Source organism: Desulfovibrio porci (assembly GCF_009696265.1).
Classification (GTDB): Bacteria; Desulfobacterota; Desulfovibrionia; order Desulfovibrionales; family Desulfovibrionaceae; genus Desulfovibrio; species Desulfovibrio porci.
Genome location: NZ_VUMH01000005.1, coordinates 75,584 through 96,246 on the forward strand (window position 1 = coordinate 75,584; position 20,663 = coordinate 96,246).

The following is a 20,663-nucleotide window of genomic DNA, read 5'->3' on the forward strand; positions in this document are numbered from 1 at the left end:
GGCAATGCGCGCGACCGTGTCTGTACCGGCAGAGAGTAGATTTCTAATGCCCTGGTGTCAAGATAATCTGCGCCATTCAGGCGGTTTCCCCGGTTTGCGGCTGTTCCGCACGGCACAGCATATCCTCCGGCACCACTCTGCCGCGCGGAATGGTTTCCATGCGCAGATCATGATGAAAACCGGCTTTGCCCAACAGCCAGCCAGCGTAGGCCGTCATGGCCGCATTGTCCGTGCACAGGGCCGGACCCGGCGCCAGAATTTCGCCGCCGCGCCGCCGCATAAGCTCTTTCAAGCGTTCACGCAACAGGGTATTGGCGGCTACCCCGCCAGCCACGATCAGCGTGCGCAGATCCGGCTGCCGGTCAAGGGCGCGCGCCACTTTGGCGCATAATGTGTCCACCACGGCCAGATTGAAGGAGGCGCAACAATCTCTCAGAGCTTGCGGCGCATCTTCGACACATTGCAGAGGACGCGGCCAGCGCCCGTCCAGGTAATGTTCTATGTAGGCGGCGGCCGCTGTTTTCAGGCCGCTGAAACTGAAATCCAGATTGTCATTGTCAAGATACGGGCGCGGGAAAAGCCCGGCGTCCGCTCTGCCCGACCTGGCCAAGGCATCCATCAGCCGGCCGCCGGGATAGGCCAGACCCAGCAGTTTGCCTACCTTGTCAAAGGCTTCGCCGGCAGCGTCATCCAGGGTCCGGCCCAGCGGCAGAAAACGCCAGGGAGCCTCAATCCGATAAATATGGGTATGCCCGCCGGAAACCAACAGCCCCAGGCAGGGAAAGGTCAGTTTTTGTTCCAGCCCCACGGCCAGTAAATGCGCGTGCAAATGGTTGAGGCCCAGAAAGCGCGCGCCCAGACCAAGGGCCAGCCCCTTGGCAAAGGCGACGCCCACCAGCAGGCTGCCCAACAGACCCGGGCCGCGAGCCACCGAAACAAGATCGATATCAGCGGCTTGCCGCTGGCAGCGGTGCATGAGTTCGTCAAACAACGGCCCAATATAACGATAATGCTCGCGCGAGGCCAATTCCGGCACGACCCCGCCGAACAGGGCATGCACATCCGCCTGGCTGGCCAGCACCGAGTCCAGCAGACGGCCGTCCTCCACCAGAGCCAGCGCCGTTTCATCGCAGGAACTTTCAATGCCGAGGCAAAGCATGGATCACAGCTCCCGCGTCGCCACGGTTTCAGGCCTTGGCATGTTTGGCATAGATGCGCTCCACGGCTTCCACGTCCTTGCGCGAACCGATAAACAGCGGCGTACGCGCGTGCAGACGCTCGGGCTTATGTTCCAGAATGCGCCGCCGCCCGTCGCTGGCCTTGCCTCCGGCCTGTTCCGCCAGAAAAGCGAGTGGCGCGGCCTCGCACATCAGACGCAACTTGCCGTCGGGTTTGTTCGCGTCCGGCGGATACATGTAGATGCCGCCATAAATCAGGGTGCGGTGAAAATCCGCCACCAGCGCGCCCACATAGCGGGAGGAATAGGGGCTGCCATCCGGGCTCTCGCAATTGTGGAACCAGTTTACGGCTTCGCGCGTGGGTTCGTCCCAGTCCCTCCAGTAGCCTTCATTGACGGAGTAAATATGCCCTTGTTCCGGAATGCGCATGTCGGGATGGGAGAGCAGAAATTCTCCCACGCCCGGGTCCAGGGTGAAGCCATGCACGCCTTGGCCGGTGCTGAGCACCAGCATGGTGGACGGCCCGTACAGAATATACCCCGCCCCCACCTGCTGCAGGCCCGGCTGAAGCACTTCCTCAAGCGTCACCTCGCCCGTGTGCCCCTCGGGCCGCCGCAAAATGGAAAAGATGGTGCCGACGTTGATGTTCACGTCAATATTGGAAGAACCGTCCAGAGGATCAAAGATCAGAATATAATCGCCGCGCGGGAATTCGGAACTGACACGGATGAGTTCAGCCTCTTCTTCGGAACTCATGGCGCAAAGCGCGCCACAGCGCTCCATGCGATAAATCATTATCCGGTTGGCGATGGCGTCCATTTTCTGGACGTTTTCGCCTTGGACGTTGACCTCACCCGTGCCGCCCAGAATATCCAGCAAACCGGCTTTGTTGATGCGGCGGGAGATGGATTTGCCGGAAAGAATCAGATCATACAGTAATCCGGTAAATTGTCCTGTCGCCTGCGGCGTGCGCTTTTGGTGCAGCAGAAGGTGCTCGGTAACCGTAATGTCAGCCATGAGAGCCTCCTTGATAACGGCCTGAAGGCGGGATGCCCTGGGGCCGGAAAGACTTGCGCCACCCGGAGGCGGCGCAAGTCGGCATTCAGCGATGCGTCAGTCCCGTGGGCCGAAAGGACTCGGTCGGCCGCCGGGCAGGGTTGCGGGAGCTTGCGGTTCGTCCGCCTTTTCCGTGGCCGGAGTCTGCTCCGGCGCGGTGTCGGCTTCGGACGCCGGTGACGCGGCCGGGGTCGCTTCCTGTTTGGGGGCGTCCGCCGGAGTTTCCCGCTGCGTCGCGGGAGCCGTCTGCTCCTGAGCGGACGCGTCAGGGCTGTCCGTACGGGGACCGAAGGGACTCGGGCGCTTGATGACCGGCGCTTCTTCACGCGGTCCGAAGGGACTCGGACGGCCGCCGGACAGCACGGGCATATCGGCATCCGGAACCAGATCCACGGGCGGCGCGCTGCGACGGGGCTGCTGCGGTACGGCCTTTCTGGGACGCTGCACGCGTTCAACAGGCACGTTTTCGCCTTCCAGAGCGCGTTCCTGCACCCGCTGCTTTTCAGAAGCTTTGCCCTTCAGCAGCATGCTGTCGCGGCTGCCCGGCTGGATTTCATTGTCCGGTCTCCCGCCAGTTCCGGAAGGCTCGCCGGGCGCACCCATACTCGCGGCCGGAACGTCTTCGCCGGAGGGGGTGCCGAAGTTCGGCGCGCTGGCGACATCCGCCTTCTCCTTGCGCTCCGGCTGGGGAGGCGGCGGCAGTTTTTCGCGTTCCTTGGGGAAGAAGGGCAAACCCTGTTCCAGATCCCCCTTGCCTTCGGGGAAGGTGCCGGATTCGACCACGGCAAACACCAAGGGCAAATTGCCCAGGTAGCGAACCATATAATAAAAAGAACCCGTGGCGTTGGTGCAGGTGCCGGATGAGCTCTTGCTTACCACCTCGGACCAGTTGACGCCGGCCAGCGGCGTGGCGGCAAAGTCGTATTTGCCGGGCCAGAGCAAGGCCTGGGGCGTCAGAATCACCATATTTTCCGGGCTGCTGGAATACTGCATCAGCGCGCGCATGTCGAAATAAGTCGCCACCACGCCCAGGAAGTCCACTCCGTCGTAAAGCGGCGCGGCCAGCATGATCTCGGGTCCCAGCGGCGTATTCTGCACATCGGCGCGCAAAGCCCGGCTGTTCTGTTTTTTATCTTCATAGAGCAGCGGAATGAAGTCCAGCTCCTTCATGGAAGTCGCCGGTTCCTGTCCCAAAATGGTGCCGTCGTATTTGACGCCGGCAAAACCGCTGATCCAGGGGAATGAAGCAAAGAACGTGGTGATCCATTCCCGCGTAGGGGGCTTGTCCGCATTGAGCATGACTCGCTCCAGACGGCCCAGCTCCACATCAATGCCCATCATGCTGTTGGTCAGCGCCAGAGCCCGGGGAGAAATATCCCCTTTTTCCTCATAGTCTACGCTGGCCGGAGGGCTGACGTAGGTATTCCAAAAGCCCTTGGTGCTTTTCCAGGCGTTTTTGGTGGGCTGATAAGAACTGCAGCCGGTTGCCAGAGACACGGCCATCAGCAGCAGAAAACAACGCAAAAATGAATTCGACACTATATTCCCCCGTGCTCCGGAGCATGTTACGCCGAGATGGCCGCTCACCAGTGAGAAAAAAACACCCGCAAGCCTCTCGTGACGCTGACCTGCTCTAGTTTTGCGCCCTGGCTTCCACGCGTTCCGCCAAAGCCTCAAGCATGCTGATCAGCTTATCCTTGCCGCTGGCGGATTCCTCCTGCTGCGGAGGCTGCCCCTGTTCCACTTCCTGCACGCTGCCAAGGCGCGTGCTCAACGTGGCGATGCGTTGCTGCAGATCAGCGCTTTCCTCAGGGGAAACCGCCGCCGCAGCCAGCTCATGATAAATATCCAGCGCCCCCTTGATGTCCCCCTGCTCCGCCAGCACTTCGGCCATGGAACGGGTGCGCAGAGAAAAACGCTCCTCGCTCTCCTCGCCGTCCTCCGACGGCAGCGCGTCAGCCGCAGCAGGAGCGGAAAGCGACCCGCCCCGGGTCTCTTCATGGGCGGGGTTTTCCAGAGCTTCGGGCAGAGCTTCCTCGTCCGCCATGGCGGCGTCGGGATCAAATTTTTCTCCGCTCGTCTCTTCAAAAGGGGGATCGTCATCCTCCGTTGCCGGGACGGAGGAAACCGGCGAGGGCGTCAGGCGGAGCTTCAGCTCATCTTCTTCCGGCAGCAAAGGCAAAGGGGAATCATCCGGCGGCGTGGTTTTCTCCGGCGTGAGCGAAGGTTCCCCCGACGCGGCTTCCTCTGACGTCATTCCGGCTCCCGGCATTTGCGCATGGGCGGCCGGGGAACCGTCCTGCGGCCGCGTTTCCTCCAGCAACGCGGCAATGCCCCTGTCCAGCACTTCGTGCAGAGAGACGGGGCCACGCATGAAGTGGGCGGCCAGAAAGCGCAGCACTGAAGCGGTATCCGGCGAGGCGTCCGCTGCGGACAGACAGGCAGCCCAAGCCTGCCAGAATCCCGCATAGGCGGAAAACATGCCGCTGAGGTTCTCTATTTGTCTGGCGCAGGCTTGGCTGCGGCCCGTTTTATGCAAAAGTTCAATAAAAAAAAGACGCGCTTCCAGAAATTCGCCGTGACGCTCCAGGCCGTGCTCAAGCACATCCACAGCCTCATCAAAGCGCTGTTCTTCCGCCAACATACGCGCCAGAGGGAAAAAGACCTTGGAATTGGGTTCCAGCTCCAGAACCTCTTTATACCACTCAATTTTTTCCGTCATTATTTGCGGCTCCCGATCCGGTTTTGGCCGAATTGCCAAAGAGGTACAGCACCTCGTTATCCCGCACGTAATGCAGGCGCTGGCGAATCATTTTTTCCACATACTGGTTGTCGGACTGCAATAAACGGATTTCCCGGCTCAAGGTCAGATTTTCCGCATCCAGACCGGCGATCTGCTCTTGCAGAGCGGCATATTGCTGTTTGAGTTCGCGGTATTCCACAAGTCCGGTGGGTCCCCAGACCATGCGACTGAACAGAACCACATTGATAAGTCCCAGGGCCACAAGGATGAATACACGCCAGAACATAACTTACTGCAGAAGACGTTTTTGTTGCGGCTGTCCCCCGCGGGAGAGCCTGAGTTCAGCGAGAAAGCTGGCTGTGGCGTTTTCAAGGCGTTGCACGTCGTCTTCCGCCAGATTCATGTGGTCCACCTGTTGCAGATATTCCTTGAGCGTGGAAAGCTCCTCGTCGAAATGACGCCCCCAGATCCCGGAGCGCATGTCAGGCTCCAGCTCCAGAATGGTCTGGATGCAGTTTTTGAGGCGGATTTGCAAGGTGCTCATGCGGTCTTTCCGGTTTGAACCTTGTCGCAGGCATGCCGGTAAAAATAGTAGCAATAGTTGATGCCGGAGATCAGGGCCAGCAGTAATGCCACATACAGCAACACTTCGCCGAGCGGCCAGAGTTCAACGCCGAACAGGGGATAGTGCAGGATCAGCGGCACAATAGCCACGATTTGCAAGACGGTTTTGGCCTTGCCGAATTTGTCGGCCGCCAGCACGATGCCTTCGTCAATGGCCATGGCGCGCAGACCGGTCACCACCAGTTCGCGGCAAACAATGACGATCACGACCCAGGCCGGAGCCCAATCCAGCTTGACGAACATAATCAGCACCGAGCAGATCAGCACTTTATCGGCCAGGGGGTCCAGAAATTTGCCCATGCTGGTGACCATGTTTTCACGCCGGGCGATGTAGCCGTCGGCCCAGTCGGTGATAGCCGCGAAGATAAAGGCCAGCGCGGCCAGAAGACAAAAAACGGGACCCTGGAAATACAGAAGAACAACGACCAGAGGCGCCATCAAAATGCGCAACAAGGTAATTTTATTGGCAAGGTTGAGCATCGTCCCTCTCTGGCGTTACCGTCGAAATTTTTCTGTTTTTCTAGCACAAAAGCGCGGTGGAGAAAAGGAGAAATATCCCCTCTTCCGGCGGACCCGCGCGCTTCTTGCATGAAAAGAGCCCCTTCGCTTGAAGGGGCTCGTGATTTCAGGAGTTGGGAGTGGACAAGGCTTCCAGACTGTTGTTCGCCGCGGCCGCGATGGCGTCGGCCAGAGCCAGGAAAGACGATTTGGCCGGGCCTTCGCCTTCCAGGTAGACCACCGGCACGCCCCGGTCGGCGGCCACCACGGTGGCCGGATCCAGAGGGACGGCCCCCAGGAATCTGAGCCCGTAATGCTGCGCCAGTTCTTCCCCGCCGCCTTTCTTGAAGAGATCAATTTCCTTGTGGCAATGCGGGCAGACCAGGCCGCTCATGTTTTCCACCACGCCCAGCACATTGGCATTGGCGTACTGGAGGAAGTTCACGGCCTTGCGCACGTCGGCCAGGGAAATTTCCTGCGGGGTGGTCACAACCACGCAGAGCGCGTCGGGAATGGTTTTCAGTACGGTCATGTGCTCATCGCCGGTTCCCGGAGGGGAGTCGATAAGCAGAAAGTCGAGTTCGCCCCACTTCACGTCCGCGATGAACTGGCGGATGGCGGCGGATTTTTTGGGACCGCGCCAAAGGATGGCCTGATCCCGGTCCTGCAGCAGCGAGTCCATGGAAATGACGGACAGGTTTTCATTATAGGCCGCGGGCAGCATCAGCTCGCCGCCGGCATCCATTTCAACGGTGCTGGTAAGGCCTAGCAGATTGGGCACGCTGGGACCATGCATATCCACATCCAGGATGCCCACTTTAAAGCCGCGCCGGGCCAGAGCCGCTGCGGTGTTCACTGTCACCGAGCTTTTGCCTACGCCCCCCTTGCCGCTCATGACGAAAATTTTATGGCGGATATGCCCCAGCGTGGCCGCAATGATCCGGTCCTGGCGGGCCATCAGGTCATTGCAGTTTCCATCGCCTCCCTTGCCCGTGGAACTGGGGCAGGAGGAGGCGGAAGAACAGGAAGAACAGGAGGACATGGGATCTCCTTCATGCGTTAACGGAATTTCAGAAACTTAACGTCCCGACGGTTGCCAGCCGTGGTCGCCCACCAGATCCACAAAAATGACGGAACCGAGATCCTCGGTATGGATGCGGCCCTGCTCCTTGCGCAGACGCATCAGTCGTTGGGTGCGCGGACGCGCGCCGACGGGAATGAGCAAAATGCCTCCCTCATCCAACTGGTCCACCAGTGGGCGGGGAATCTCGGGGCCGCCGGCCGTGACGATGATACGCTCAAAGGGCGCCGCCTCGGGCATGCCCAAGGTGCCGTCGCGCCGCTGCATGTGGATACCGCGAAGCCCCAGTTGCCGCAAGAGGGCGCCGGCATTCAGATAGAGTTCGCGCAGACGCTCCACCGTAAAAACAGTGCAGCCCATGGCGGCCAGCACGGCGGCCTGATAACCGGACCCGGTGCCGATTTCCAGCACGCGCATGCCCCGGTCAACCTCCAGCAGCTCGCTCATCAGGGCGACTATATACGGCTGGGAAATGGTCTGGCCGTAACCGATGGGCAGGGGGGTATCCTCATAGGCCTGGGAGCGCAAGGCCTCCTGCACGAAAAGATGCCGGGGCACGGTCCCCATGGCCGCCAGCACGCCGGGATGGCTGATGCCCCTGGCCTCAAGCTGTTCCCGTACCATCCGGCGGCGCAGGCGTCTGGGATCCACCTGCGGATTGCGCGTCTCTTGCGAACTCGGGAAGCTCTGGCCATATGGGTATCTGCCGTTCTGCATACTGCGGAAGAAAAAACAGATTTTGGCAGCCAAGTCAATGCGCGTCCAGCGCCGCCCCGAGCGCGGTCAAGAAAAAATCAAGACTTTTCCTTGAAAATCGCCCTTCTTTGTGCCAACATTTTAAAGACCGTCACGAGGAGCCATCAATGCGCAAAAAAAGTATGTTTTCCACAGTGTTAGTTCTGCTGGTCATAGCCGCTCTGGCTGCCGGCGGCTATACTTTTTTTAAAGATATGGACGGACCGGCCGTTCAGGTTACGCCCAATACCGGCAGGGTCTCGCCGGCCACGGTGCTGCAGATTCATATGAACGACCCCTCCGGCATCCGCTCGCTTACGGTGGGCATCCGCAAAAACAACGTGCTCAATGTGATCTTCAACAGACATTTTGACGAGTACCTGCCCGAGCGTGTGGTGGACGTGCCCCTGAAGGACTCCAACCTGCGCGAAGGGGCTTTTGATCTGGAAATCCGCGCCACGGACGGTTCGTTGGCGGGTTTCGGCCAGGGCAACACCCGCACCGTGCAGTTGCCCATGCGTCTGGACACCCAGCCGCCGCGCATTTCCGTTAAAACTCTGCCGCCCAACGTGCGCCGGGGCGGCTCGGCGGTGGTCCGCTATACCATAGACGAAGACGTGAGCAGTAGCGGCGTGCTGGTGGCGGGCTATTTCGTGCCCGGCTTTCTGCAAAAGGACGGCAGTTATCTCTGCTTTTTCCCTTTCCCCTATACCATGACGGCCCGCGACTTTAAAAACGCGGTGGAAATCACGGCCACCGACTTGGCCGGCAACGTGACCAAAAGCCGTCTGACGGTCATGGCCTTTGAGCGCAATTTCAAAAGCGACAGCCTGGAGCTGAAGGACGATTTTCTGCTCTCCGTGGAAAACAAGCTGCGCGCTCTGGCCCCCAATGCGGCCAATCCGCTTGAGTGCTATCTTTACATCAATAATCAGGTGCGTGCGGCCAATGTGCAGACCTTGCGTGAAATCGGCAAGGATACGGCGGCGGCCATGCTCTGGAGCGGCATCTTCACCCGCCTGCCCCGCTCCGCCGCGCGGGCCGGTTTCGCCGACCACCGCTTCTTCCACTATCAGGGCAAGCTGGTGGGCGAATCCTTCCATCTGGGCTTTGATCTGGCTTCGGTGCGCAACGCCGACGTGCCCGCCGCCAACAGCGGCCGGGTAGTCTATACGGGTGAGCAGGGGATTTACGGTAACCTTGTGGTCATCGACCACGGCCTGGGCCTCATGTCCCTGTACTCGCATTTGAGCGAAATACAGGTCAACAAAGGCGACGTGGTCAAGAAAGGCCAGATCATCGCCCGTACGGGCAGCACCGGCCTGGCCTTCGGCGACCATCTGCATTTTGGCATCCTGGTGGGCGGCGTGGAAGTGACGCCTCTGGAATGGATCGACCCCAAATGGGTCCGCGACAATATCACGGGCAGACTGGAGGCGGCGGCCAATTAAGGCATGTTATATGCGTGGACATATCCGCGCCACTCGTGGGACATCGGACTCAGCCGACGCGCTGCTGGCGCAGCTTGAATTGGTACAATTTCAAAAGCAAGATATTCTGAGGCTCTCCGAAAAAAACGTAAAACGCCCCGCTGATCTGACAGCCAGCGGGGCGTTTTGTCATTCCATCAGCCAGTGACCGCACCGACGGTCAATGCGTTCCGGCGGACCTCTACGTTAACGCCGCACCAAAAGGTAATCCGCCCTATTCGTCGCGGGGGGGCAATTCACGGCCGCCTTCTTGCAGGCGCTGTAAAAATTTATCCCGGCAGTCATAGCTGCAGAAACGGTAAACCTTGTCGCCGTCTCGCACGGAAATATTGCCGTCTATCGAGACATATGTGCCGCATTCTGGATCTTTGACCATTTCGCCCGCAGCCACCTTCCGTTCCAGATCTGCGGCGCTTTCTTCCTTGCTTGTCTTTTTTTTCTTGAGCACGTCATTGGCGAAGAGGCGGTACAAAACATAAACCGCCACGATCAGAACAAGCCATTTCAACATCCGTCATGCTCCTTCACCGTTGCCGACTGTTTGCGCCGCAACGGAATATGGCGTGTGTCCGCACTGTATCGGCGCGCAGTGGCTTTTGCGGGCCATGCTTGGGGCCGGTTGACAAATTAGCACAGAGGCCGGGGCGCGTCACTGAAAAATTCTGCGTCCGTCCAGCCTGTAGTTCAGGCGCGCCAGCCAGTGAGCCGCGGTAATTCCGTCGATACGGACATGGGGTGCGATGTCCAGCAGCGGCACCAGAGCGAAAGCCCGCTGCACCAGACGCGGATGCGGCACCCGGCAGACCGGGTCCGCGCAACTCTCCTCGCCAAAAAGCAGGAGGTCCGCATCTATGGCGCGCGGGCCATAGCGCAACGCCGGATCCGGGCTGCGCACGCGTCCGAGCTTGCTTTCCAGGCGGAGCATGGCCGCCAGCAGGCTTTGCGGCCGCCAGAACGATGCTGGCAAAAGCTCCACCACCTGGTTCAGAAACCAAGGCTGATCCGTATAGCCCTGCGGTTCAGTGCTGTAAAGAGGCGATATTGCGTTCAAACGCAGACCCGGCAGACGGGAAAGCCCTTCGCGTGCCCGCGTGAGCATGTCCTCCGCATCAAGGCTGTTGGACCCCAGACCCACATAGGCCCGAATCTCCGCATGTGGAGACACGCGCTCCTCCACTCTTGTTTCACCATGCCGGTTCAAAGCAGTTTTTTCATGGCCCGCTTGCGGGCATACAGACGACTGTCCGCCCGTTTGATGACGTCGGAAAGGGTGTTGTCCGTACCTTTTTTGAAAAAGGCATGCCCCGCGGCAAAGCTGAGACGGGTGGCATTGGTCGCATTATAGGCTTCCTTGCGGTCTTCCAGTTCCTGAAGCGCCCTTTCCAGAACGCCCCTATCAGTCTGGGGCAGAAAAACCGCGAATTCGTCCCCGCCGTAGCGGTACAGCTTGGCCGTGTCGGGCATGGATTCCCTGAGCAGAAAGGCGAAACTGCGGATCAACTGGTCGCCCGCGAGGTGCCCCAGACTGTCGTTGATCATCTTCAAATTGTTAAGATCGAAGAGGACCATACCCAATGAACTCATATCCGGCAGATGTTCGGAAAGTTGGAGCAGATCCGTTTCATAGGCATTACGGTTACCCAGTTCCGTGAGGCTGTCCGTAAAGGCCAGCTGGTGGGTGCTGGCAATATATTCATAGGCTTCCTTGCCGAAGCGGAAAGGAAAATATTCATCCGGGTCCGTGACTTCATAAGGATGGGAAAGGTGCATATGCGCCACTTTGAGCCGGTCGCCGAACAGGCGGTAGAAAAAACTCACCCGCTGGTGACAGCGGATGAAGAGCTTGGTCTCCGGATCCGAGGTCACATAATAACAGCCGGACACCACGCAGAAATCCTCATTCTCGTAAGGCACAAAGTACTCTTCCTGCTCCATGGTAAAGGTCACGTCCTTCTCCTGGGCCAGAAGCGCCTTAACCTTGTCCAGTCCGGTTACGAACTGGGAACGCAGAGGACCGATCCACATCACGTTTTCCACGAGCTTGTCCCAGACAAAATCCTCATCGCGAGCATAGTGACGATTCATGATTTCGCTGGTTAAGGCCACGCCGCGCCGACCCAAGGGGCCCACGTTTGCTTCGTTGTGGATAGTGTACATAATGATTCCTCATAACGCATTTACGGACGCGAGGGAAGCCCGTCGAACCCGAATGGAGCGCTTTTTACCCGTTCGGCACTTGCCCGGTGACGGCAAGGCGGCTAGCATGACGGCTATGAAAAGAACACAAGCGTCCCCTCCCCTTTCCAACCTGCTTCCGCCCTGGCGTGACTATCTGCTGGCGCAGCGTGGGCTTTCGCCCCGTACCGTGGAATCCTACGGTCAGGATCTGGAAAGCTTTTTCCTCTTTGAGGAAGAACTCGGGCAGAGCGGCGGCCTCGAAAACGGCCCGGACGAACAGGAAATTTTTCTTTATCTGGCCTGGCTGCGGGCCAGGGGCAATACCGGACGGACGCTGGCCCGGCGGCTCTCCGCCCTGAGGGCCTTTTTCGCCTTTGCGGTGGAGGAAGGCGTATTGAAGACCAACCCGGCGCTTTTGCTGGAGAATCCCAAATTACCCCAGTACCTGCCGGAGGTGCTCAGCCGTGAAGAAATGGAAAAGCTGCTGGCCCTGCCGGACATGGACGACAAGAGCGGCCGACGTGATCGCTGTATGCTGGAGTTGCTGTATGCCGCCGGCCTGCGGGTTTCCGAACTCCGCAATCTGAGTGTGGCCGATCTTGATCTGCAACGTGGTCTGGTGCGTGTCTTCGGCAAAGGAGCCAAAGAACGCCTGGTGCCCTTGCACGACATGATTCAGGAACTGCTGGCCGACTATCTGCGCGCCTGGCGTCCGCAGTTTTCGCCCAGCGGCAATCAGCTTTTCGTCAACCGCTCGGGCCGTGCGCTGAGTCGGCAATACGTCTGGAAAATGGTTAAAAAATACGCCATACTGGCGGGTATCCGGCGTCCCATCTCGCCTCACACCTTCCGGCATTCCTTCGCCACCCACCTGCTGGAAGGCGGCGCGGACCTGCGCGCGGTGCAATTGCTGCTTGGTCACGCGGATATCAGCGCCACTGAAATTTATACCCATGTCCAGGCTGAGCGCCTGCGCGGCATTCACCGTCAATTTCATCCCCGGAGCCAGTTGTGAGCGCCGCCACGGCAACCCTGATCACCTGCCACGCCAATGCGGATTTCGATGCCTTCGCGGCCATGCTGGCCGCGCGTCATCTCTATGCCCCCTGTGTGCTGCTTTTTCCCGGCAGCCAGGAGCGGGGGCTGCAAAAAGTTTATGCCGGTCTGGATCGCGCCGCCTACGGATTTGCCGAAGTCGCCGACCTGCATTGGGAGGATTTCGGCCGCCTGGTGCTGGTGGATACCCGTCAGCGCAGCCGCGTGGGCCATGTGGTTCCCCTGCTGGAGCGTTCCGGCGTGCGGATAGAGGTCTGGGATCACCACCCTGACTCGCCGGACGACATGGCGGCGGATGCGGTGCAACTGGCTCAGGTGGGCGCGGTGACCAGTCTGCTGGTTCAGGCGCTGCGGGTGCGGAACACGCGTCTGAAGCCCGCCGAAGCGACCCTGCTGGGGTTGGGCATTTACGGCGACACGGGCTCGTTTACCTATTCCTCCACCACGCCCGAGGACTTCCAGGCCGCCGCCTGGCTGCTGAGCCAGGGCATGGACGTCAATCAGATCAACGAGATGGCCGCCCATGAACTGACCAGCCTGCACATCCAGGCCCTGAACAGTCTGCTGGAGTCGGCGCATACCTATACTATCAATAACACGCAGGTGGTTCTGGCCGAAGCCTCCATGGAGCACTACCTGGGGGATTTCGCCTACCTGGCTCACCGGCTGATGGAAATGGAAAAATTTTCCGTGCTTTTCGCCATCGGCATCATGGGCGACCGCATCCAGGTGGTGGCGCGCAGCCGCAGCGACGCGGTGAACGTGGGCGACATCTGCGCCGAACTGGGCGGCGGCGGCCACGCCTACGCGGCCTCGGCCTCCATCCGTTCCATGACCATCCACGAGGTGCGTGAAACCATTCTGCGCCGCCTGTACGATCAGGCCAACCCGGACAAAACGGCGCGCGAATACATGTCGTCGCCGGCTGTGGGCATTGAATCCGCCTCCAGCATCCGCGAGGCCGACGAACTCATGCTCCATTTCGGCCTCAAGGCCGTGCCCGTGTTCCGGCCGGGCACGCGCGCCTGCGTGGGACTGCTGGACGCTCAGACCGCTTCGCGGGCCAGCGCGCACGGTCTGGGTTCCTCGCCGGTGGAGGACTACATGCAGCGACGCGTGCATGTCCTGCCGCCCGACGCCAGCTTGAAGGATCTCACCGCCATCATTGTGGACGCGCGCCAGCGCCTGGTGCCCATTGTGGACGGCGAAAAGGTGGTGGGCGTGGTCACGCGCACGGACCTGATCAATGTTTTTGCCGACGAACCGGGCAGCCTGCTGGACCGGAAAAGCCAGAACAGCAAGGAACGCAACATCGGCAAGCTCATTCAGGACCGCCTGCCGGCCGAAATCCGCGACCTGCTGCACCTGGCCGGGCAACTGGGCAGAAAGCTGGGCCTGCCCGTTTATGCCGTGGGCGGCTTTGTGCGTGATCTGCTGCTGGACAGGCCCAATCAGGATATCGACCTGGTGGTGGAGGGCAACGGCATCGCTCTGGCCAAGGCACTGGCGGAGGAATTGCGCGGGCGGGTGCGGGAACATCAGAAATTTCTGACGTCGGTGGTGATTTTTCACGACGCCAAGGGGGCCGAATCGCGTATCGATGTGGCCACGGCCCGTCTGGAATACTACGAATATCCGGCGGCTCTGCCCACGGTGGAGCTTTCTTCCATCAAGATGGACCTTTTCCGGCGTGATTTTACCATCAATGCCCTGGCAGTGCGCCTGGACAGCACGCCTTTCGGCCAGCTGGTGGACTTTTTCGGCGGCCAGCGCGACGTCAAGGAGCGCGTCATCCGCGTGCTGCATACCCTGAGCTTCGTGGAAGATCCCACCCGCTGCCTCCGGGCCGTGCGTTTCGAGCAGCGCTACAAGTTCCGCATCGGCGCAGGCGCGGAAAAACTGATTAAAAACGCGCTTTCCCTCAAGCTCATGGACCGCCTTTCCGGGCCGCGCCTGTTCAGCGAGTACCAGCATATCTGCGACGAGGCCGACCCGCCGGCCTGCTTTTTCCGTCTGGACGAGCTGGGCATTCTGCGGGCCATTTCGCCCCATCTCGCCCTGACGCCCAACAGGCGGGATCTGCTGTGCCGCCTGCGGGAAATGCTCACCTGGTATCGCCTGCTTTATTTCGACGAACCGGCGCAAGCCTGGCTGCTCTATTTCCTGGGGCTCAACCTTAACTTGAACTATGCGGAAACGTCGGCCCATTTTCACCGCCTGGGACTGCCGGAGGTCAAAAAGACGGAAATTCTGGGCCAGCGTGAACAAATGCGCGCCGTGCGCGGCAAACTGGAAACTTGGCAGCGTCAGGACGACGTCGGCCGGACCAAGGTCAGCGTCTTGTGCGATCTGCTGCGCTCCATTTCTCTGGAGTGTCTGCTGTACATCATGGCTTCAACGGATAATCCGGGCCTTCAGAAAAATCTTTCGCGTTACATTACCCAATGGCGGCGGGAAAAGGCCGACATCTGCGGAGCGGACCTGCGCCGCCTCGGGCTTGCTCCCGGACCACTCTATGGCCGCATTCTGAAAGCCGCTCTGGAGGCCAAGCTGGACGGCGAAGCCCCCAATGCCCAAAGCCAGCTCAGACTGGCCCGCAAGATGCTGGAAGGCGTGCCCGAAAGCGGCGGCAAAAGCTGTGATCGCCCCATGCGCAAGCAATCAATGCTTGCTCCCTGACTCCATACAATGTATGATGATTTGGTCATGAAACAACTTTGGGCGCCCTGGCGCATTGAATACATTCTCGGTCCCAAACCCGATGCCTGCGTGTTCTGTCTGCCTGCCACCACGGAAGAAGACGAGGAGCGTCTGGTGTTGTATCGCGGCGCGCGGGCGTTTGTGATCATGAACAAATACCCCTACAATAACGGCCACATCATGGTTTGTCCGTACCGGCATGTCATGGCTCTTGCCAACCTGCCCGTTGAGGACACCCATGAAATCATGGACCTGGTCCGGCGCTGCACTGTGATCCTCAAGGAACACTTTAACTGCGAAGGCATCAACGTGGGGCTCAACCAGGGACAGGCCGCCGGCGCGGGCATTCGCGAGCATCTGCATTTTCATTTGGTGCCGCGCTGGAACGGCGATTCCTCATTCATGGCCGTGTTTGACGAGGTGCGCACCATGCCGGAGCACCTCAACCGGACATATACGGCGTTGCGGCCTTATTTCTGTCGCGGAGAGGAAACGGTCTGACGTCCGCGTCGTTTCCTGCGCGGGAAACGGCGGGCAACACGACTGGCGGAACCGTTGCATTGTGATCCGCTGACGATGTGCTCGGCGCTTTGCTTTTCAGGTAAAGCGATTTTCCAGAACGCCTTGGAAAAATTTTGGGACAGCTTGTAGCCTCAAGGAGTATATCTATGCGGTATGTCAAGGTTCTGTTACTCGCCATCCTCTTTTTTCTGGCGCTGGTCTTCTTTTTCCAGAACCAGAACGCCCTTTCCCAGAATCTGGTGTTGACGCTCAATCTTTTCTTCCTGCCTCCCATGGCCTCCATTCCCCTGCCCTTCTATTTCATGGTTGTGGCGGCCTTTTTTGTGGGGGCCGTGCTGGCGCTCGGTTTTTTGGTCTGGGATAAGGTAAACCTGTCCGCGCGCCTGATGAAGAGCAAATGGCGCGTCAGCAGCCTTGAACGTGAGGTGGAAAAGTTGCGCAAGCAACTGGGCGCGGAAACTTCACGCAGTTCTTTTTTGCGCAAGACGCAAGGCTGTCCGACTGATGCCGGAAAGCAATCCGGCGAAAGCAAATCCGCCGCTTCCTCCGCCTTGCCGGAAGACGTGCTGGCTCCCGACCCGGACAAGGCCTGATTGATCCCGCCGGACCGCGCCCCTTTCAACTTTTGACGGGCGCGGTCCTTTTTATATGGTTTACGCGATGGCGTGAATAGGTTATCGTTTATTACTAAACGATCTTATCACCTTTTAGCGTAGCGTAACCACCATGGCCGAAACTCCCGCCAAACTGACGCCCATGTTTGAACAGTACATGCGCATCAAGGCTGATTACCCTGATGCCCTGCTCTTTTACCGGATGGGCGACTTCTACGAACTGTTCTTCGACGACGCCGTCACCGCAGCGCGCGAACTTCAGATCGCGCTGACGAGCCGCAGCAAAGACAGCGAGAACCCTGTGCCCATGTGCGGTGTGCCCTGGCATGCCGTGCAGAGCTATGTGGCCCAGCTCATCGACAAGGGCTTCCATGTGGCCATCTGTGACCAGACGGAAGACCCCAAGGCCGCCAAGGGGCTGGTCAAACGGGCCGTCACGTGCGTGATTACGCCGGGCACGGTGCTGGAAGACGCCAATCTGAACACCAAGAGCCACAACTATCTCGGCGCGCTTTGCTACGATACGGGACAGGGGCGGGGCGGCTTCGCCTGGGCGGATATTTCCACCGGCCAGTGGTCGGGCGTGGAATTCAAACGCCAGGCCGAACTCTGGCAATGGGCGCAGAAACTGGCCCCGCGTGAACTCTTGGTGCCCGAAGGTCTGGAACTGCCGCCGCACTGCCTGCTGGAAGGCGTGCGCCTTGTGCGTATACCTGCGGCGCACTTTGAACTCAAGCGCGCCACGGAACGCGTGCTCAGGGCGCAGGGTGTGCGCGAGGCCGGGGCTCTGGGTCTGCAGGGCAAGAATGAACTGATGCGCTCCTGCGGAGCGCTGCTGGTCTATCTGGACCAGACCCAGAAGCGCAATCCCGACCACCTCATGCCGTTCAGACCCCTGGACCTGAGCCGTCGGCTGCTGATCGACGAGGTGACCGAGCGTAACCTGGAGATCTTCACCCGTCTTAACGGGCGCAAGGGCAAAGGCACATTGCGGCATGTGCTGGACGACACCATGACGCCCATGGGCGGGCGCTTTCTGGAGGATATGCTCCGCCATCCCTGGCGGGAAGCCGGACCTATCGCCCAGATTCAGGAAGCCGTGGCCTTTTTTCATGACGACGACCGGCGTCGCGCCGCATTGCGGGAGAGCCTGCGCGAGGTGTATGATCTGGAGCGCCTCTCCACCCGAATCAGCCTCAATCGCGGCGGGCCGCGCGACTTCATCGCCCTGCGCAACAGTCTTGCCGCCCTGCCCGGCGTCTACGCGGCTCTGATTAAAAATTCAGACTCGGGCTACGCCACCGAAGCGCAGGCTTTGGGCCATGAACTGCCGCAAAGCCTCTGCCGGATCGTCAAAACCTGGGATCACCTTGAGGATTGCGCCGCGCTGCTGAGTGCCGCTCTGGTCGACAGCCCCCCCTCCGTGATCACTGACGGCGGCCTGTTCAAAAGCGGCTACAATGCCGAACTGGACAAACTGTTGGACCTGGTGGAGCACGGCGAGCAAAAACTTCAGGAATTACTTGAAGAAGAGCAGCGGCGAACCGGCATTTCAAAGCTGAAGATGGGCTATAACCGCGTGTTCGGCTATTATTATGAGGTGACGCGCGCGTCCCATTCCGGTCCCATGCCTGAGCATTTCATCCGTCGGCAGACTCTGGCCAATGCCGAACGCTTCACCACCGTGGCGCTCAAGGAACTGGAAGAAGAGCTGCTTTCCGCTGCGGATAAGCGCAAGAGCCTGGAATACAAGATGTTTCAGGATCTACGCGAGCACATGGCCCGCCAGCGTGAACGCATTGTGCATATGGCGGATCTGGTGGCCCAGCTGGATTATTGGCAAAGCCTCGCCCACGTGGGACGCCAGAACAACTGGTGCCGCCCCCGGCTTACAGACGACGCGCATCTGGACATTCGCGAGGGCCGACATCCGGTGGTGGAAGCCATGATGGGCAGCGCCAATTTTGTGCCCAACAATTTCCGCCTGGACCAGAAGCGCCGCCTCTGCCTGCTCACCGGTCCCAATATGGCGGGCAAATCCACAGTGCTGCGTCAGGTGGCCATTATTTGCCTGCTGGCTCAGATGGGCTCCATGGTGCCTGCGGCCGAAGCCACGCTGGGGCTGGTGGACCGGCTCTTCTCCCGCGTGGGCGCTTCGGACAATCTGGCTCAGGGACAGAGCACCTTTATGGTGGAAATGATGGAAACCGCGCGTATTCTGCGCCAGGCCACCCGGCGTAGTCTGGTCATCCTGGACGAGATCGGGCGCGGCACCAGCACCTATGACGGGGTGGCCCTGGCCTGGGCCGTGGTGGAAGACCTCGCCCGGCGCGCGGGCGGCGAGTTGCGCACGCTTTTTGCCACGCATTACCACGAACTCACGGCCTTGGAGGGACGCATTCCCGGCGTCTTCACCATGAATATCGCCATCCGTGAGTACAATAACGACATTCTTTTTCTGCACAAGCTGGTGCCCGGTCCTTCAGACCGGAGCTACGGCGTGGAAGTGGCGCGCTTGGCCGGTGTGCCTGTTCCCGTGGTGCAGCGGGCCAGAGCTATTCTGGCCGGTCTGGAACGGGGGCGCGAAGGCGCGCGAAAAGCCGTGGCAGTGGCATCCATGCCTCTGCCGGGTCTGGACTTGCCGCAGGGCAACAGCAATGACGCCGCTACGGACGCGCTGCCGGAAATCAACGCCGCACCGCCTGCGGCGGAGCATCCTCTGGTCCGTCTGCTGCGCGATCTCGCGCCCGAGACGCTCAGCCCGCTGGACGCGCTCAAGCTTCTGATGGAATGGAAGCGGCTTTGGGGTACGGAACCTGACGGCGACAGCGAAGAGGCACAGGTCGAAGAAGCATGAGCGACGCCAATCCCTGGTCCGTCATCCAGTTTATTGCCGAAAAGCGCATTGAAGAGGCGCAGGCCAAGGGAGAATTCGACGATCTCCCCGGCCGTGGCCGACCTCTGGAACTGGAAGATATGAGTCATGTACCCGAAGAATTGCGCATGGCTTACAAAATTTTGCGCAATGCGGGCTGTCTGCCGCCGGAACTGGCCGAACGCAAGGAAATCAACCGTCTTGTGGATCTTCTGGAACGGTGCGAGGACGAGCGGGAGCGCGTCCGCCAGATGCAGAAGCTGCGCTTTATGATCCAGCGCGCCCGGATGCGCCACCAGCGCTCCATCCGCATTGAGCAGGACGATCCCTATTACGCGCGGCTGCTGGAGCGTCTGAGCGCTCTGGACAAAGCTCATTGAGAGGGGCTAACGGTTCAACACTATAGGGTTTTGTTCGTCTGCAAGGAAGATACACCTGCATTGAGGGAGCGTACTTTTGTCTCGGCCGTTGCAGTGAAGCTGCTTACGGATGAGGAAGCAGATATCTGCGCCCGATCGGAAAAGCAGGTGAAATCCGGCGCAGCCGGCGGGCAAAACGGCATGATTCCAACAGGCTCTAATATAGGTCCGCGTCCGCGGGCATGCGCTCCCAGTAAATACGGCCTTTTTTGCGGTACTTGCGCAATAGCACATAGACGCTACCCGGCCCGCCGTCATGGGGCTGGGCCGTGCAAAAGGCCAGCACCACGCGCTTGAAGGGATCCTGGGTCAGCCAGCTTTGCAGTTTTTCCCGCAGCACGCCCATGCCGTCGGGCGAATTGCGGCCCCGCCCCGGCACCACCAGCACAGTGCGCAGTCCCTTGTACCAGCAGCTGCGCATAAAGCCGCGCAAGGCTTCAAAGGCCTGTACGGCATTGAGGCCGTGCAGGTCGAGATGCGCCTCGGGGCTCAGGCCGCCGGCGCGCAATTTATTCATGATCATTTGGTCCAGACCCACCACATGGCCTTCCAGATATTCGTCCGTAAAGGAGAGAGCGAACTCCAGCTTGCCGTCCATGAAATCCTGCAGGCTCAGTTCTCCCTGAGGCGGCGGCGTGCCGGGCTGCGGTTCCGGACTGACTTCACGCCCTCGCGCCTGTAACGGGCGCACCTCTCCCATAGCCCGCAAAAAGGCTGCTGTTTCGGCGTCATCAGGGCCATCGCCTCCCTCGTGACGTGCGAACAACAGCGCCTCGTCCCGTTGCGGAGACTCCGCGCTCTTTTTCGCGTCGCCGACGGACAAGGACATGTTTTTCTTTCCCGCGCTTTCCTGTCCGGCGGCTTGTCCCGCAGCACGCTTTTTTTTACGTTCCC

At 59.9% G+C, this 20,663-nt stretch carries 21 protein-coding genes; 8 read left to right on the top strand and 13 right to left on the bottom strand.

The genetic code is table 11. The annotated features are described in order from the left end of the window. Nucleotides 1-76: 76 nt before the first annotated feature. From tsaD to FYJ44_RS06515, 9 genes are all read right to left on the bottom strand, one after another. Nucleotides 77-1,159 (bottom strand): tRNA (adenosine(37)-N6)-threonylcarbamoyltransferase complex transferase subunit TsaD, encoded by a 1,083-nt coding sequence (gene tsaD / locus FYJ44_RS06475; RefSeq protein ID WP_154510373.1) that lies wholly within the window; start codon nucleotides 1,157-1,159, stop codon nucleotides 77-79. Nucleotides 1,160-1,187: 28 nt separating this feature from the next. Further along, entirely contained in the window at nucleotides 1,188-2,195 is a 1,008-nt protein-coding gene (gene fbp / locus FYJ44_RS06480; protein ID WP_154510406.1) for a class 1 fructose-bisphosphatase, read from the bottom strand. 96 nt (nucleotides 2,196-2,291) lie between these two features. Beyond that, nucleotides 2,292-3,773 (bottom strand): hypothetical protein, encoded by a 1,482-nt coding sequence (locus FYJ44_RS06485; RefSeq protein ID WP_288229259.1) that lies wholly within the window; start codon nucleotides 3,771-3,773, stop codon nucleotides 2,292-2,294. A gap of 94 nt (nucleotides 3,774-3,867) precedes the next feature. After that, nucleotides 3,868-4,956 carry a hypothetical protein gene (locus FYJ44_RS06490; RefSeq protein WP_154510409.1) on the bottom strand — a complete coding sequence of 363 codons (1,089 nt, stop codon included), beginning with the start codon at nucleotides 4,954-4,956 and terminating at the stop codon, nucleotides 3,868-3,870. Continuing rightward, the gene (locus tag FYJ44_RS06495; RefSeq protein ID WP_154510412.1) at nucleotides 4,940-5,263 is read right to left on the bottom strand and encodes an FtsB family cell division protein; all 324 of its coding nucleotides are present in this window, start codon (nucleotides 5,261-5,263) and stop codon (nucleotides 4,940-4,942) included. The genes FYJ44_RS06490 and FYJ44_RS06495 overlap by 17 nt, the downstream gene beginning before the upstream one ends. 3 nt (nucleotides 5,264-5,266) lie before the next feature. Continuing rightward, nucleotides 5,267-5,521, bottom strand: coding sequence for a hypothetical protein (locus FYJ44_RS06500; protein WP_154510415.1), 255 nt, complete (start codon nucleotides 5,519-5,521; stop codon nucleotides 5,267-5,269). Beyond that, nucleotides 5,518-6,081 carry a CDP-diacylglycerol--glycerol-3-phosphate 3-phosphatidyltransferase gene (gene pgsA / locus FYJ44_RS06505; RefSeq protein ID WP_154510418.1) on the bottom strand — a complete coding sequence of 188 codons (564 nt, stop codon included), beginning with the start codon at nucleotides 6,079-6,081 and terminating at the stop codon, nucleotides 5,518-5,520. Before pgsA ends, FYJ44_RS06500 begins: the two co-directional genes overlap by 4 nt. 145 nt (nucleotides 6,082-6,226) lie before the next feature. Further along, a complete protein-coding gene (locus FYJ44_RS06510) occupies nucleotides 6,227-7,141 on the bottom strand; it encodes an Mrp/NBP35 family ATP-binding protein (RefSeq protein ID WP_154510420.1) in 915 nt (304 codons plus the stop codon). 36 nt (nucleotides 7,142-7,177) lie between these two features. Continuing rightward, complete coding sequence (locus FYJ44_RS06515; protein WP_154510657.1) at nucleotides 7,178-7,804, bottom strand: protein-L-isoaspartate(D-aspartate) O-methyltransferase; 627 nt, start codon at nucleotides 7,802-7,804, stop codon at nucleotides 7,178-7,180. Between the two features lie 239 nt (nucleotides 7,805-8,043). Between FYJ44_RS06515 and FYJ44_RS06520 the strand changes: the two genes are divergently transcribed. Then, on the top strand, nucleotides 8,044-9,366 hold the full coding sequence (locus FYJ44_RS06520) for a M23 family metallopeptidase (RefSeq protein ID WP_154510422.1): 1,323 nt from the start codon (nucleotides 8,044-8,046) through the stop codon (nucleotides 9,364-9,366). A gap of 10 nt (nucleotides 9,367-9,376) precedes the next feature. Beyond that, nucleotides 9,377-9,553, top strand: coding sequence for a hypothetical protein (locus tag FYJ44_RS14440; RefSeq protein ID WP_195840968.1), 177 nt, complete (start codon nucleotides 9,377-9,379; stop codon nucleotides 9,551-9,553). 66 nt (nucleotides 9,554-9,619) lie between these two features. On the opposite strand, the gene FYJ44_RS06525 is transcribed toward FYJ44_RS14440, so the two are convergent. The 3 genes from FYJ44_RS06525 to FYJ44_RS06535 form a co-directional block, all read right to left on the bottom strand. Then, on the bottom strand, nucleotides 9,620-9,916 hold the full coding sequence (locus FYJ44_RS06525; RefSeq protein WP_154510424.1) for a transcriptional regulator: 297 nt from the start codon (nucleotides 9,914-9,916) through the stop codon (nucleotides 9,620-9,622). 138 nt (nucleotides 9,917-10,054) lie between these two features. Continuing rightward, entirely contained in the window at nucleotides 10,055-10,570 is a 516-nt protein-coding gene (folK, locus tag FYJ44_RS06530) for a 2-amino-4-hydroxy-6-hydroxymethyldihydropteridine diphosphokinase (RefSeq protein ID WP_288229256.1), read from the bottom strand. A gap of 32 nt (nucleotides 10,571-10,602) precedes the next feature. After that, nucleotides 10,603-11,562 (bottom strand): diguanylate cyclase domain-containing protein, encoded by a 960-nt coding sequence (locus FYJ44_RS06535; protein ID WP_154510428.1) that lies wholly within the window; start codon nucleotides 11,560-11,562, stop codon nucleotides 10,603-10,605. A 106-nt stretch (nucleotides 11,563-11,668) separates the two neighbouring features. On the opposite strand from FYJ44_RS06535, the gene xerD reads away from it, so the two are divergent. The 6 genes from xerD (at nucleotide 11,669) to FYJ44_RS06565 (ending at nucleotide 19,730) form a co-directional block, all read left to right on the top strand. Further along, nucleotides 11,669-12,598: a site-specific tyrosine recombinase XerD gene (xerD, locus tag FYJ44_RS06540; protein WP_154510430.1), complete on the top strand. Its 930-nt coding sequence runs from the start codon at nucleotides 11,669-11,671 to the stop codon at nucleotides 12,596-12,598. After that, complete coding sequence (locus FYJ44_RS06545) at nucleotides 12,595-15,318, top strand: CBS domain-containing protein (protein WP_288229253.1); 2,724 nt, start codon at nucleotides 12,595-12,597, stop codon at nucleotides 15,316-15,318. Before xerD ends, FYJ44_RS06545 begins: the two co-directional genes overlap by 4 nt. Before the next feature lie 27 nt (nucleotides 15,319-15,345). Further along, nucleotides 15,346-15,840: an HIT family protein gene (locus FYJ44_RS06550; RefSeq protein WP_154510432.1), complete on the top strand. Its 495-nt coding sequence runs from the start codon at nucleotides 15,346-15,348 to the stop codon at nucleotides 15,838-15,840. Between the two features lie 167 nt (nucleotides 15,841-16,007). After that, nucleotides 16,008-16,454 (top strand): LapA family protein, encoded by a 447-nt coding sequence (locus FYJ44_RS06555; protein ID WP_154510434.1) that lies wholly within the window; start codon nucleotides 16,008-16,010, stop codon nucleotides 16,452-16,454. Nucleotides 16,455-16,587: 133 nt separating this feature from the next. Next, nucleotides 16,588-19,332: a DNA mismatch repair protein MutS gene (gene mutS, locus FYJ44_RS06560; RefSeq protein ID WP_154510436.1), complete on the top strand. Its 2,745-nt coding sequence runs from the start codon at nucleotides 16,588-16,590 to the stop codon at nucleotides 19,330-19,332. Further along, nucleotides 19,329-19,730, top strand: coding sequence for a DnaJ family domain-containing protein (locus tag FYJ44_RS06565; RefSeq protein ID WP_154510438.1), 402 nt, complete (start codon nucleotides 19,329-19,331; stop codon nucleotides 19,728-19,730). Before mutS ends, FYJ44_RS06565 begins: the two co-directional genes overlap by 4 nt. Nucleotides 19,731-19,926: 196 nt before the next feature. Here FYJ44_RS06565 and FYJ44_RS06570 read toward each other — a convergent pair whose 3' ends face one another. Next, a complete protein-coding gene (locus tag FYJ44_RS06570) occupies nucleotides 19,927-20,598 on the bottom strand; it encodes a Smr/MutS family protein (RefSeq protein ID WP_229772562.1) in 672 nt (223 codons plus the stop codon). Between the last annotated feature and the right edge of the window lie 65 nt (nucleotides 20,599-20,663).